Consider the following 14,492-nt stretch of genomic DNA (forward strand, 5'->3'; position numbering starts at 1 on the left):
TATATTGATTACTACAATCAAAAGAGAATGAAAGCAAAATTAAAAGATCTGAGTCCAGTAGAATACCGAACTCAGATCTTAGAAGTTGCCTAAAAATATTTGTCTAACTTTATTGGGTCAGATCAAAAAATCAGCTGCTTTTTCCTATTTTAATCTTGAATTTCCTCGAATTTCACTTCATTTACTTCTTTATGATACGAATGGAAGCTGTTAACAAGAACATCTAGATGCTCTAAAGTTTCGTCGTACTCTACCATTGCGGAAACGACTTGCATAGTATGAAAAAAGACATTATCGTTTTCATGCTCATTTAGTTTATCTTGTTGAGAAAGAAATAAATTAAATAGATCTTTTCTATTCAAACAGAAGTTGCCAACCTCGTGATTTGGTGGCATCTTTCCCTTACCGGCAAATCGGTACATGATTTGTTCATGAGAATCAATTAAACAATCGAGTTGCTGCTGAAGTTCTAGTTTAAACTCTTCTGGTAGCTGAGAGAGTTCATTTTCATAACGATGAAGCCTTTTTAACACATTGAGTGCTCGTTTGGTTGTCGAAATCATTTGACGATAAATGACAAGCTTCCTTGCCTTGACAATATCATTCTTTTTAAAATAATTTCGATCTTCCTTATATAAAATATATAACTGATCGAGTTTGATCACCATATCCTTTAATTTTTCAATATCATTCTTTAGCAAATGATGATCTGAGGCGTTTCTTGTGTTCATTCGTATCCAGCGAGTGATTTCATCCATCATATTTGATATTTTAAAGAATAGCTTATTTTCGTATTTAGGTGGTAGGAAAACTAAATTAACAATAAATGCTGCGAAAATTCCAAGCATAATGGTAGAAAAACGAATAATTGCGAATTCAATAAATGTATCACTAGGATTTTCCATAATTGCGATAATAGTAACAAGTGCAAGTGGAATGGTTTTTTCTATATTTAATTTAAGATTGATAATAATGACAATAATAGCTGCCAGCCCAATGATAACTATGTTATTTCCAAGTGTTAATACAAATAATACGGCAATAACAGCACCGATTAAATTTCCTTGTGCTTGTTCGATAATCGTTAAATAAGATCGGTATACGGTGGGTTGTAAAGCAAAAATTGCAGCAATTCCAGCGAAAACAGGGGAAGGTGATTGGAAAACCTCCGCAAGAAACAAAGATAAAACAATTGCAATTCCCGTCTTTAGAATGCGGGCGCCAAGCTTCATAAGTAAATAATTCCTTTCCTACTACTGATAAGTTTTAATAACAATAATGTACTATACAGTGATTAAAATGTAAGTTCAAGGGTTATTTATATGATTTTTTATATATTTTATGATTTTTATGCAATATTATTTTGTAAGCTTTTATTACAAAAAAAAATGCCCGCAAAAAGGGGCATTTTCTTTGTACAAGCTCATTTAAAAATCACTCTGTAGAAACAGATGGATCTGCTTGCTCTTTAACTGGTATTGCTTGAACGAAGTGCTGTTCTGGTTGTTTTAAAAGCTCAGCAAGTTGATTAGCTTCTTCTTCTTGACCTTGCTCTTGAAGCAATGCAACATATTGACCTAATAGTTCCTTGATATCTTGCTTACCTTCTGCTGTTAAATTAGTGATTGAGATTTTAGCACCTTTAGCAATTCTTCGTTGTAACGCTTCTTTTGTTAAGCCCATTTCTGGTTGATGTCTTAAGTAAACAACTCCACCAGTCATACCTGCACAAATCCATGGTCCTGGATCACCAAGAACAAGGCCACGGCCATTTGTCATGTATTCAAAGGCAAAACCTTTAATATTTGCTCTTGCTCCGATATTTCCATTTTCAACAGTTGGAATTGGTTTCGTTACTTGACCACCAATAATAATATCAGCACCAGATAGACGAATTCCCGCACGAGCATCGGCGTTTCCTTGTGCAACTAATAGACCATGCTGTGCTCCGTATCCAAAGCCTTTACCAACGGAACCATTCAAGTATTTGCCGTTTTTCCCTTGAGCCTTAAAGATAAGGATTTTACCACCAACAGATGTCTTACCTGTACCGTCTTGTGCGCCACCGTTAACTTCAATACTGATTCCATCGCTGTTATAAGCACCTAGGCCATTTCCAGGGATAGAGCCTTTCTTGTATTTCAGTTGAACAGGAGGAAGGCTGCGGTATGATCCGTCTAAGCGACCACGTACGCGGTGACAAGATACTCGGCTACCTAATACTCTTTGTTCAGATGTAACACTATGGAACTCACGTGATTGGTGTAACTCATCAACGCTTGCATCTAAATACTCTGCACCAACTGCAACTTGAAGCTGCTTTTCTTCTGCAGTAGCTGCAGCTTCCTTATGATGAAGCTGACCAATTTCAAGAGGCTTTAACAAATATGTTAAGTTCAGTTGTTCTTGACCCTTTGTTTGTTCAAGTAGATCAGAGCGACCAACGATGTCTTGAAGATTTTTTACCCCTAGTGATGCAGTAAGCTCCTTCAGCTCATTTGCAAATGCCGTGTAGAAATTTACAATCGCTTGGACTGCTAAGTCAGATTGTCTTGGAACGAAACGTCTTAAACCATGTTCTTTAGCTTGTGCTTCGGAATCGATTTGAGTCGCAATCCCAACGTGACATGTATCTAGATGACATCCACGGCAAGTTGTACATCCGATAGCAATCATAGAAAGTGTTCCGAAGCCGATACGGTTAGCGCCAAGAAGCATTACCTTAATTACGTCTTGAACACTCTTAATTCCACCGTCTGCCCAAAGCTCTACATGATCTCTCAGTCCTGCTTCAAGAAGAGCATTGTGAGCTGCTTTAACACCGATTTCTACTGGAAGACCAACGTGTTGAAGGGCATGAATTCTCGCTGCACCTGTTCCACCGTCAAATCCACTTAGGGTAATAATATCTGCTCCAGCTTTTGCGATTCCAACTGCGATTGTTCCAATGTTTGGTACAACAGGAACTTTTACAGCAACTTTTGCTTTGTCGTTAGCTGTTTTTAATTCATGAATCATTTGTGCCAAATCTTCAATTGAATAAATATCATGGTTGTTAGAAGGTGAGATTAAGTCAGAACCGATCGTTGCATTACGTGCTTCAGCAATTTTCGCAGTTACCTTTGATCCAGGTAAGTGACCACCTTCACCAGGCTTAGCGCCTTGACCAATTTTAATTTCAAGTAGGTTAGAAGAGTTTAATAATTCAGCATTAACTCCGAAACGACCGGAAGCTACCTGCTGTCCACGTGTACGTGGATACTTACCAAGCATATCCTTAATCTCTCCACCCTCACCATTTAAGCTAACCATGTTAAGTCGATCTGCACCTTCAGCATAAGCGCGGAAAGCAATCTCATTTTGAGAACCGAAAGACATAGAAGCAATAACGAATGGAAGATCATGCTCTCCTACTTTTAAGCTAACATCTGCTGCTCTTACAGTAGACTTTACTTTCTTTAAACTTGTTAAGTGACGAATCGTTACTGGATTTTGCTCTTCTTGCTCAGAGATTTTCTCCTTTAATGGAGTGTAGTCTCCAGTGGAAGCAACTTCTCCAATTGCTTTCCAAATACGCGGGAAGAGGTTGAATGTTTTTCCGATTCTTTCCTTTTCATTATGGTAGTCAGTGGCTCTTGCAATGGCATCTTCTTTTAGTGTTGCAAAATTATGCACGGAATGTTCAGAACCAAAGAAATTAACGACTTTAAGTGCATTTGCAATTTCATCGTTTAATCCGATAGCAGAGAACAATCGGCTATAACCACGTAGCTCATGGATACCAATTGTAGAAATTACTTTCTCAAGTCCTTTTGTAAGGGCAGAGTATAGGTTAACCAATGGCTTTGTTGACTCATCAAATACAGTGATAAACATATAGTAAGGACTAATTAAATCTGCTCCTAGACCAAATGCAACAATCACATCATGTAAAGAACGGATAGCAGCAGAACGAAGGAGAAGGGAACAATTTCTTCTAACCTCTGCTTTTACAAGTGCTTGATCAATAGCTGAGGTTGCTAAATGAGGATCAAGCCATAACTGACCATCATGATGTGCATGGTTATCGTCAAGGACTAGAAGTGTTTTTCCGCTATTTACAGCTTCAACCGCTTCAGATTGTAGTCGAGATAAAGCTTCAGTAACTGTCTCTTCAGTCTTAATAGTTGTTGAAATATAAGCTACAAGCTTTTGTTGTCCAAAATGATTCGTTAATTGATCATAGCTAGGTTGACTTAGCTCTTTACTAATCTCATAACCAGCTGATCCTTCTATTAAAATAGGAGTGGTTAATTCTACTACATTACCTTTTTTATTATTTTCGAATAAAGAAGGTCTTTGACCGATTATTACGCGAGTTGAGAAATGTTCTGTTTCACGATCGCGGTCGATTGCTGGATTTGTAACAACCGCAACGCTTTCTTTAATATAGTCAGCCAGATTTTTACGCTCAGGATTTAGAGAAGCTAATGGTGAGTCATGCCCTAAAGAACGAATAGGCTCTACACCTTTTTCCGCCATCTGTTCTACTAACTGAACCTGGTCACGCTCCCAGCCAAATGCTTTGTATTGTCCGTTGTGTAATTTTGTTGGGTAGTTCATTGATACATTTTTCTCAAGAGCTGGTGCATCAAGACGTAGTCTCGCATCCTTAATGTCGCAACGACTAGAAAATCTTTCGTATACAGCAGCTTGGTAATCATCATGCCCATAAAGCTTTAATGTGTCGCCATCCCACTTAAAACCTACTTTTTCACCTGGTGCTAATGGCTTTGGTTCATTTACATATTCACTTGATGGAATGATTCCTGGTTCTGAGGAGAACAGGTATGATGTTTCTGTCTCAAGCATCCAAAGTGGACGTAATCCAAGGGCATCAACACTAAATGCTGCTTCGTCACCAAAACGAGAGATAATTCCAGCAGGTCCTTGTGCGAAATGTCCCCAAGCCTCACGCATATAAGTATATAAGTCTTGTAAATGTTCAGGGTATGATTTAATTTCGTTCACGATTGGAGGGAAGACTAAATCCAGCGCCTCAAATAGTGAGTATCCATCACGACAAATCAATGTCTCCAATGTTCTACTTAAGTCTTGTGAGTCACTACCATCTTTTACAAGAGGTACACCGATTAAACGAGCTTCGTCTCTTAGCTTAGCAATTGTGTTAATTTCCCCATTGTGTCCAAGAACGCTGAAAGGTTGAACACGGAAAAAGCTAGACAATGTATTAGTTGAGTAACGATTGTGTCCAAGTGTCATAGTAGAAGCAACAATAGGATTTGCTAAGTCAGTATAGTACTTAGGAAGAATATCGCCAGCGCCCATTACTTTATATACAGCATGGTATTGGCTTAATGATGCTACATGTACATTTTCATTTTTCTCAAAATCGACAGTCATGTTAAAAAGCTTGTTAGAAAGCTCTTGGCCAGAAACATCTGCTAAAGCAGCAAACTGCCAGAACACAGGATTTTCTTGGATCGCAATAGGCCCTAGTGCTGAAGAATTTGTTACTTCATCTGATTCAAAAACAATAGTAAAATTAGAATCTTTTAATTTTGCAATCAAGTCTGTTTTAATGTCTTCAGGAGTGTGTTTACTGCTAATGAAGATATGACCTACGACAAAGTTGTCATTGTCAACGATGCTTTGGTCAGCTCCCGCATTTGTTAGCTTTTCTTTCCACAATGCTTTAGGGATATCAATGTGAATCCCTACTCCATCGCCTTCTCCGTTAATAAATCCTGCTCGGTGATTCATGGTGACAAGTGCATTGATACAATTAAAGATATTCTCTTTTGTAGGCTTATTTGATTTTTCTAAGCTAGATACAATACCGCATGCATCATGCTCTTCGCGGTAGAATTCTTTAAATAAAGAAGGGGTCCATTGTTCTGTCATACTTTTCGGCTAATCGGGAATGCTCTGTCCCTCAAAAGCCGTTTCACCTCCTGATCAAAGATCTATTTGTTAAGAATGAATTTAAAAAATCGCGGATACAAACGTTGGTTTAGCAAGTCAGTGTTTAAAGGTTGGGGTTATACCTTGATCTTTACCTTCTTTGGGAAGTGTCACTGGCTGCAAGAAAGGTCGAACATAAAACAAAATTGTTTAATTTATGATATCATATGAATTTTCAGAAATCAATTAAATATACAAAAAGTTGGATAGGGAAAAAGGAAAAAATATTGGAAATTAAGAGTCTCACACTAGTGATGGAAGCGTTTTCATAATATAAATAGAAAAAAACGGAACCTTTGTAAAGTTCCGTAATGTATAAAAACATGAATAATTATTCGGTCTTTAATAGCTCAAAGGCATTGTTAACCGCATGAAGGGTTGCCTCAATATCGTCTTGTGTATGGGCAATCGTAATAAACCATGCTTCATACTTAGAAGGTGCCAGGTTGATTCCTTGGTGAAGCATATGCTTGAAAAATCTTCCGAACATCTCACCGTCGGTGTTTTCAGCCTGTTCGTAATTAATAACCTTTTCGTCCGTGAAATAAATCGTTAATGCCCCTTTTAAACGGTTAATGGAGATGGAGATGTTGTGTTCCTTCGCTGCTTGTGAAATACCTTCCTCGAGCAAGGCGCCTAATCCGTCTAAATATTCATACACTCCATCTTGATTTAACACTTCTAGACAAGCTATGCCTGAAAGAATGGAGGCGGGGTTACCTGCCATTGTACCAGCTTGGTAAGCAGGACCTAGGGGGGCAACCTTTTCCATTATTTCTTTTTTACCTCCATATGCGCCGATTGGAAGCCCACCACCAATAATTTTCCCTAATGCGGTTAAGTCGGGTTGGATTCCTAATAGATCTTGTGCACCGCCATACATAAAACGGAAGGCGGTAATTACCTCATCGTAAATAACAAGTGCGCCTGCTGCATGAGTTAAATCATTCACTTGTTGTAGAAATCCTTCAATTGGTTCAACAATTCCAAAGTTACCGACGATCGGCTCAACTAGAACGGCCGCAATTTCATCACCCCATTTTTCTAAAGCTGCCTTAAATGGTTCTATATCATTAAATGGAACAGTAATGACTTCTTGAGCTATTGACTTTGGTACACCCGCTGAATCCGGAGTGCCTAGAGTAGATGGTCCTGACCCTGCAGCGACAAGAACAAGATCGGAGTGTCCATGATAACAACCAGCAAACTTAATAATTTTATCTCTTCCTGTATAAGCACGAGCAACACGGATGGTCGTCATAACTGCTTCAGTCCCAGAATTGACAAATCGAACTTTTTCTAAGTTGGGCATTGCCTCTTGAAGCATTTTTGCAAACTTTACCTCATGAGGAGTAGGTGTTCCGTATAGTACACCAGATTCTGCTGCTCTTTTTATTGCTTCTGTAATATGTGGGTGTGCATGTCCAGTGATAATGGGACCGTAAGCTGCTAAATAATCAATGTATTGATTGCCATCAACGTCCCAGAAATAAGCACCGTTTGCTCTTTCCATAACTACTGGTGCACCGCCTCCGACGGCTTTATAGGAGCGGGAGGGACTATTCACCCCGCCAACAATAACCTCTAATGCTTCATTATGTAATCGTTCTGAATTCGTAAATTGCATGTTTCTCCTCCTAGTTAAATCGAATGACCTTATTTTAGCATGTTTTTGTCCTTTTTCCCTTATGTACAACTATAGCGAATTTTTTCTCTAAGTGTATTTGGTTGAGAAGAGATAGTGGTTTGGGTACACTAAGATTTGTGTTTGATAGATATGGAGGAAACAAGATGAAAAATGCTATTGAAGTACATGGATTAAGAAAAGAATTTAAATCGTATTCTTCACGTTCGGGTCTTAAGGGAGCGTTTAGAGACTTATTTTCGAGAAATTATAAAGTGCTTCGTGCGGTAAATGATATTAGCTTTTCCGTTAAGCAAGGAGAAATGGTTGGGTATATCGGTGAGAACGGAGCTGGTAAATCAACCACAATTAAAATGCTAACAGGTATATTAACACCAACTGCAGGTGATGTGGTAGTAAATGGGATGAATCCTCATAAAGAACGGGAGGCTTTTGTTCAGACAATTGGTGTAGTATTTGGACAGCGCTCACAGCTTTGGTGGGATATTGCGGTCCAAGAGTCCTTTCGTTTATTAAAAAAGGTTTATAAAGTTTCCGATGAAGAGTATGACCGCCACATGGGGCATGTCATCCGAACACTGGATATTGAACCACTTCTGGATAAGCCTGTTCGAAAGTTATCGTTAGGCCAACGGATGCGCTGTGAGCTTGCTGCTGCTCTCATACATAATCCACCGCTATTATTCTTAGACGAACCAACCATCGGACTAGATGTGCTCGTAAAACTAAAAATTCGTGATTTCTTAAAGGAAATAAATGAAAAATATAATACGACCATCCTGTTAACTACACATGATTTAACGGATATTGAAGCGCTTTGTGACCGTGTCGTTATGCTTGATGAAGGAAATATTATTTACGATGGAGCTTTGAAAAACTTAAAGGAAACATGGGGTGAAGGAAAAGAGGTTCAATTTCAATTTTTAGAGAGTGTTGAGCTTTCGGCCTTAGAGAAGGTAACTCGTGAGCTACCTGTTAAATGGGAGATAGAAGAAAAAGAGCAAGTTTTTACTGCCTATACGACCGACGAAGCGAATGCGGTCTCGGATTTGATTGCCACAGTTATTTCTTCCTTTCAAATAAAAGATGTGAAGATTATGGAGGTTTCTACTGAAGAAATTATCCGTAAGATTTATGAGAAAGGTGAAGTATAGTATGGAAAAGTATATTGAGATGATACGAATAAGATTCTTAATGATGTTAGCGTACCGTACTAATTATTACACAGGTATCTTAATTTATAGTATTAATATCGGTGCCTATTATTTTTTATGGAAGGCTATTTATGGGGGGAAGGAGACGATTGAGGGCTTATCGGTTCTCCAAATGACTACCTATGTGGCGGTCGCGTGGATGGCGCGGGCGTTTTATTTTAATAATATTGACCGAGAAATGGCTATGGAAATTAAGGAAGGAAAGGTAGCTGTTGAGTTAATACGACCTTATAATTACTTAACGATGAAGACCATGCAGGGGCTAGGTGAAGGAATCTTCCGTTTGTTTTTCTTTTCTGTCCCTGGAATGCTTATCGTTTCGTTGATTTTCCCCATTCGTTTTTCAGCTGATATTTACACGTGGGCACTCTTTTTTGTTTCCATTGTCTTAAGCTTTTTAATAAATACTCAAATCAATTTATTAACAGGAATGACTACTTTTTTCTTATTTAATAATACAGGTCTCATTCGAGCAAAGCGGGTAATTATTGATTTGTTTTCTGGACTTTTATTACCGCTCAGTTTTTTTCCTCAGGGAATTCAAGAGGTACTTAAGTTTCTTCCATTTCAAGGAATCAGTTATGTACCAAGCATGATATTTACGAATGGTTTTTCGTTTAGTGAGACCATACAAGCAATAATGCTACAAGGTATGTGGGTGTTAATTTTAATCGTTCCGATACAGGCTCTTTGGATATTAGCCAAGAAAATGCTTGTCATCCAAGGAGGGTAATAGAGTGTTTTATTTACAAATGCTTTCACAGTATATTGGTCAATATTTGAAAACTAGGCTTCAATATCGTTCGGATCTTGTTGTTGAACTAGTGTCAGATTTGCTTTTTCAAGCGGTAAATTTAATTTTCATTATTGTTGTTTTTGGTCATACCGATTTTTTAAACGGCTGGAGCCGGGATGAGATTATCTTTATTTATGGTTTCTTCCTCGTACCATTTGCTTTATTTTCGTCCTTCTTTAATATTTGGGATTTTAACGAGCGATATATAGTAAAAGGTGAGCTGGACAGAATTTTAACTCGACCTATACACAGTCTGTTTCAGATTGTCCTTGAACGAATGGAATTGGAATCTCTATTTGGTGCGATTACAGGTTTTATGGTTATGGCATATGCTGGTGCCCGCCTTGGACTTTCTTTCAATTGGTACGATCCGATTTTGTTCTTAGTTTTTGTAATTGGTGGAGCTCTTGTGTATGCAGGTGTGTTTATTCTTATCGCTTGTATTAGCTTTTGGGCAGATGCTAGAACATCGATTATGCCAATGATGTACAACATTGGGAATTATGGAAGATACCCAGTAGATATTTATAACACGGTAATCCGCTTTGTGCTCACATGGATCCTTCCTTTTGCATTTGTCGGAGTTTACCCAGCTGCGTTTTTCTTAAGAAGAGAAGAATGGTATGTGTATTCCTTTTTGACTCCTGTTATTGGAGTTGTGTTTTTTACCATATCCGTATTTGTGTGGAATGAGGGAGTTAAAAGATATCGAGGAGCTGGGAACTAAAGAACGTGTACATGCAGTCATAACATAATTAAGAGGCGCGTATAGTAAAATGAGGGAGTTCATTTGAAAAGAGGATAGGAATATGATATTTACTCTGTCTTTACTAATTATTTTCGTGTGTCTTTTTATGAGCCTAAGACTGCTATTTGTCCCGAATAAAATAAAAGGGAAACAGGTGTCCTTCGAAAATTTTCTCTTTCTTGCTTTTATTTACGCAACAGTAACCATTGGTTTTGGCTTGTTATATCTATTATTAGAAATACATGGTCACGATGTATTGCTTGAAACGAACCAAGCAGGTAACTCCTTTCATTATATAGAGAGATTAGCAACAAGTATTTATTTTAGTGCGATTACCCTCTTCTCGGTTGGGTATGGTGATATATCACCAGTTGGTATCGCACGGGGGATAGCGGTGTTTCAAGCTCTGATAGGGTATACAATTCCTGCTGCCTTTGTAGCAAGAGCAGTTATTGATATGGAAAAGAACTAATTATACCCCCTCCAAAGTTGTATTTTGTTTGTAAGTTAGATAGGCTAACTGTATACAGAATATTGGAGGGGTATATATGGATGTAATAGGAAAAATAGCTCCGGATATTGCATTGCCTGCAAGCAATGGGAAGGCAGTTCGTCTCTCAGATTTTAAGGGGAAGAATATTGTGTTGTACTTTTACCCAAAGGATATGACGCCAGGCTGTACATCACAAGCATGTGATTTTCGAGATCAGCATGAAAGCTTTGCTAACTTGAACGCTGTTATTATTGGGGTAAGTACAGATCCGATAAGTAGACATGAAAAATTTATTGATAAATATGATCTTCCCTTTTTATTATTAGCAGACGTAGAACAAAAGTTGTCAGAAGCATTTGGGGTATGGAAATTAAAAAAGAACTTTGGCAAAGAATACATGGGCATTGAGCGATCAACCTTTATTCTTAATGAAGAAGGAATCGTAGTGAAGGAATGGAGAAAAGTGTCTGTGAAAGGTCATGTGGAACAGGCATTACAATTCTTAAAAGAAAAAATTACTGCCTAATTTTCTTTTTAAAGGCTATTGTCCATTCAAATAAACAAGTAGTGAATACATTATATTAGGGCATACCTCCTCAGATACTTTTTAACAGGCTAATCATAGCCTGTTTTTTTTATGTGTGTGCTAGTCATTCTTTTGAATAAATTGAAATATCAACTACATACATATAGTAATAAGAGGAATTAACTAAAGAGGTGGGGTATGAAAATCTATACAAGATCAGGCGATAAAGGAAAAACATCTTTGCTTTATGGTGAGCGTGTAAAGAAAAGTGACCAAAGAGTGGAAGCGTATGGAACATGTGATGAAGCCAACTCGGCGATTGGTCTTGCTTTAAGTCTTTTGGTTCTAGATGATCAAGAAGCAGAGAAGGATATAAAAGAAACACTTAGTCATATACAAACGACACTATTTTATGTGGGAGCTGAGCTTGCAACACCAATAGGAAAGAAAGTGACGAGCACAGTAACGGAAGAACATGTAAGGGAACTTGAGGTGTGTATTGATCGGTGGGAAGAGAAGCTAAAAGAATTAAAAAATTTTATTTTGCCAGGGGGGAATTCTGCGGCCGCAGCCCTTCATTTGGCACGGACAATTGTAAGGCGGGCAGAAAGATGTGCAGTCAATATTGAACAAGTAAACCCGATGATAATAGCCTATTTAAATCGCCTATCTGATTTGTTATTTGTAGCAGGAAGATATGTAAATAGCCAAAAGGGGATAAATGATGTACTAGTAAAAGTGTAAGAATAAATATTTATCATTTACACGGCAGGAATATTGACAAAGTATAACACATATTAGTACACTAATTGTAAATATTATAAAGTAATAATTTTTACTAGGAAAGAGGTGCATGGCGGTGTCGCATCAATTGAAAGAAGCACTTGACACATTAAAAGAAACTGGAGTCCGTATTACTCCCCAACGTCATGCGATACTTGAATATTTAATAAACTCCATGTCACACCCGACTGCTGATGATATTTATAAAGCTCTTGAAGGAAAATTCCCTAATATGAGTGTGGCTACAGTTTACAATAATTTACGAGTATTCCGCGAGGTTGGACTTGTAAAAGAACTTACTTACGGTGATGCATCCAGTAGGTTCGATTTTATTACAACCCATCATTATCATGTGATTTGTGAAAAGTGTGGAAAGATCGTTGATTTCCACTATCCGGGTCTTGATGAAGTAGAACAATTAGCATCTCATGTTACAGGATTTAAAGTAAGTCACCATCGAATGGAGATTTACGGAACTTGTCCAGATTGCGCTATTAAAGAAGCTCATTAAGCGGAAAAGATGGAAAAAAAAGCTGACTCACATGTCAGCTTTTTTGCTGTTTTTACGGTTATATTTTTCATCGAATTCTTTGCCGGTTAAGCTCGGGTCAAGAGTAAGTGGCTCGTTACAATACATGCACATATCTACTCGCCCTAATACCTTAGTTGTTTTCTGGCAATTCGGACAAACTACCTGAACGGTCTTCGTAGATAACATTCCAATCCAGAAATATACAACGGTGCTTGCAATAATTGATAAAAGCCCTAGAAGCATAAAGAAAGTCATAACTAAGGGAGCCGTTCTGAAGAAGATTCCTATATACATAATAATGAATCCAATAAAAATTAAGCTTAGAGCAAAAGTACGAATTTTATTGATTTTGCTAGAGTATTTACCCATTTTTATTCCCTCCTAAAAGCTAAATATATCATACCATTATTGATGAGATAAATATATAATAAGGAGGTTCGTGTCGAAATTTGACTTTTTATTTTGAAGGAGTTTCATGTTCGACGTCGAAATTATAGCCTATCAAGAATTGGGAGGAATTCCTATGGAAGACTTTCTCCGTCCTTTATATCAGGAACGGGCAAGCCAAGCTAATACACTTGGTGTTTTATTTATAGAGAAAAAACAAAAATCCATTCCTACTACAGATACGTTTGATGCTGTTTTACTTATTGTTGTAAAGGAAGCGGAACAAGCGGTTTTTATTAAACATTACACCTATGAAAATAAAAAAGCTGCATTACATGTTGTAACAGAAGCGCAAATTAATGAATGGATTCTTCTTGGTACAAATCGTAAAATCTTTGACTGGTTTTATAACGGGAAAATTCAATTCGATCGTAATGAGTACCTTCATAACTTGAAAAAAGAGCTTATGGAATTCCCTTTCTATGGTAGAAAAGTAAAGATGGGACTCGAGTTTGCAAGATTGATTCGTCGCTATATGGACGGGAAAGCGTTCTTCGAAAATAAACATCATTTAGATGCATATAATCATGTAGTTCACTCTCTTCATCATTTAGCAAGACTTGCTGTAATCGAAAACGGCTTTCATCCTGAAGTGACTGTTTGGCATCAGGTGAAACAAATTGAACCGGAAATTTTTAAATTGTATTCAGAGTTAGTAACAAGTGAAGAATCAATTGAAAAAAGGCTTGAACTATTGTTTTTAGCCAGTGAGTTTCTTATTCATTCAAGAACAAAAGTAGGCATTATGCATCTTCAAGAGGTGTTAGAGCAAAAGGACGTCTGGGCGTTCCAAGAAATCTTAAGTCATGATGAGCTGAGAGAATACTCGGTAGATTTAAGTATGTTATTAGAGTACTTAATAGAAAAAGGATATATTGAGGTTGTTAATCAGGAAACAAAGGGACAAGGTGTTTTTCATAGATATTATAAAGTTGCTGAAAAATTATCGTAAAAAAATATCACTTTTTTATTGACCTGAGATGGGATTCTTGTTATATTAATATCCGTCGCTACGAAATGTCGTTTAAATGGCTTTGTAGTTGACGGAAATGTTTTTATAAAACAGTGTTGACATGATATTAACGCTGTGATATATTATTAAAGTCGCCTCTGAGCGAAATGGTAATAATTGTTCTTTGAAAACTAAACAAATCATACGTCAACAAAAAATGATTAGTGTTGAAATACACACTAGCCAACGTTTTAACTTTAAGAGCTAAATCTTACTCTTTATTGGAGAGTTTGATCCTGGCTCAGGACGAACGCTGGCGGCGTGCCTAATACATGCAAGTCGAGCGGATCTTTGGGAGCTTGCTCCCAAAGATTAGCGGCGGACGGGTGAGT

13 protein-coding genes and 1 rRNA gene are annotated in these 14,492 nt (G+C 37.5%); 10 read left to right on the forward strand and 4 right to left on the reverse strand.

From position 1 onward, the window contains the following. Positions 1–93: IS3 family transposase (locus ACVBAX_RS24920; protein ID WP_447119616.1), on the forward strand; the 93-nt coding region annotated here is incomplete at its 5' end. A gap of 56 nt (positions 94–149) precedes the next feature. On the opposite strand, the gene ACVBAX_RS24925 is transcribed toward ACVBAX_RS24920, so the two are convergent. The 3 genes from ACVBAX_RS24925 to ACVBAX_RS24935 form a co-directional block, all read right to left on the reverse strand. Then, on the reverse strand, positions 150–1,232 hold the full coding sequence (locus ACVBAX_RS24925) for an FUSC family protein (protein WP_119707035.1): 1,083 nt from the start codon (positions 1,230–1,232) through the stop codon (positions 150–152). A gap of 202 nt (positions 1,233–1,434) precedes the next feature. Continuing rightward, positions 1,435–5,904, reverse strand: a complete 4,470-nt coding sequence (locus ACVBAX_RS24930; RefSeq protein ID WP_447119602.1) for a glutamate synthase-related protein — start codon at positions 5,902–5,904, stop codon at positions 1,435–1,437. Positions 5,905–6,295: 391 nt separating this feature from the next. After that, entirely contained in the window at positions 6,296–7,591 is a 1,296-nt protein-coding gene (locus ACVBAX_RS24935) for a glutamate-1-semialdehyde 2,1-aminomutase (RefSeq protein WP_447119604.1), read from the reverse strand. 164 nt (positions 7,592–7,755) lie between these two features. Here ACVBAX_RS24935 and ACVBAX_RS24940 point away from each other — a divergent pair, with 164 nt between their 5' ends. The 7 genes from ACVBAX_RS24940 (at position 7,756) to perR (ending at position 12,680) form a co-directional block, all read left to right on the forward strand. Further along, positions 7,756–8,763, forward strand: a complete 1,008-nt coding sequence (locus tag ACVBAX_RS24940; protein WP_447119606.1) for an ABC transporter ATP-binding protein — start codon at positions 7,756–7,758, stop codon at positions 8,761–8,763. Between the two features lies 1 nt (position 8,764). Continuing rightward, positions 8,765–9,556, forward strand: coding sequence for an ABC transporter permease (locus tag ACVBAX_RS24945; RefSeq protein ID WP_447119608.1), 792 nt, complete (start codon positions 8,765–8,767; stop codon positions 9,554–9,556). Between the two features lie 19 nt (positions 9,557–9,575). Then, positions 9,576–10,346, forward strand: a complete 771-nt coding sequence (locus ACVBAX_RS24950) for an ABC transporter permease (RefSeq protein ID WP_447119618.1) — start codon at positions 9,576–9,578, stop codon at positions 10,344–10,346. 82 nt (positions 10,347–10,428) lie between these two features. Further along, the gene (locus tag ACVBAX_RS24955; protein ID WP_430775995.1) at positions 10,429–10,839 is read left to right on the forward strand and encodes an ion channel; all 411 of its coding nucleotides are present in this window, start codon (positions 10,429–10,431) and stop codon (positions 10,837–10,839) included. 76 nt (positions 10,840–10,915) lie between these two features. Further along, positions 10,916–11,386: a thioredoxin-dependent thiol peroxidase gene (gene bcp / locus ACVBAX_RS24960; protein ID WP_447119611.1), complete on the forward strand. Its 471-nt coding sequence runs from the start codon at positions 10,916–10,918 to the stop codon at positions 11,384–11,386. A gap of 198 nt (positions 11,387–11,584) precedes the next feature. Then, positions 11,585–12,130, forward strand: a complete 546-nt coding sequence (locus ACVBAX_RS24965) for a cob(I)yrinic acid a,c-diamide adenosyltransferase (RefSeq protein WP_447119613.1) — start codon at positions 11,585–11,587, stop codon at positions 12,128–12,130. A 109-nt stretch (positions 12,131–12,239) separates the two neighbouring features. Further along, on the forward strand, positions 12,240–12,680 hold the full coding sequence (gene perR / locus ACVBAX_RS24970) for a peroxide-responsive transcriptional repressor PerR (protein ID WP_119707042.1): 441 nt from the start codon (positions 12,240–12,242) through the stop codon (positions 12,678–12,680). Positions 12,681–12,707: 27 nt separating this feature from the next. On the opposite strand, the gene ACVBAX_RS24975 is transcribed toward perR, so the two are convergent. Continuing rightward, positions 12,708–13,070: a YgzB family protein gene (locus ACVBAX_RS24975; protein ID WP_430775998.1), complete on the reverse strand. Its 363-nt coding sequence runs from the start codon at positions 13,068–13,070 to the stop codon at positions 12,708–12,710. Positions 13,071–13,224: 154 nt separating this feature from the next. Between ACVBAX_RS24975 and ACVBAX_RS24980 the strand changes: the two genes are divergently transcribed. Beyond that, positions 13,225–14,100: a nucleotidyltransferase-like protein gene (locus ACVBAX_RS24980; protein ID WP_430775999.1), complete on the forward strand. Its 876-nt coding sequence runs from the start codon at positions 13,225–13,227 to the stop codon at positions 14,098–14,100. A gap of 278 nt (positions 14,101–14,378) precedes the next feature. Then, positions 14,379–14,492: ribosomal RNA gene (locus tag ACVBAX_RS24985) — 16S ribosomal RNA — on the forward strand; the annotation flags it as partial.

The sequence above is a fragment of the Robertmurraya sp. GLU-23 genome (assembly GCF_052983275.1).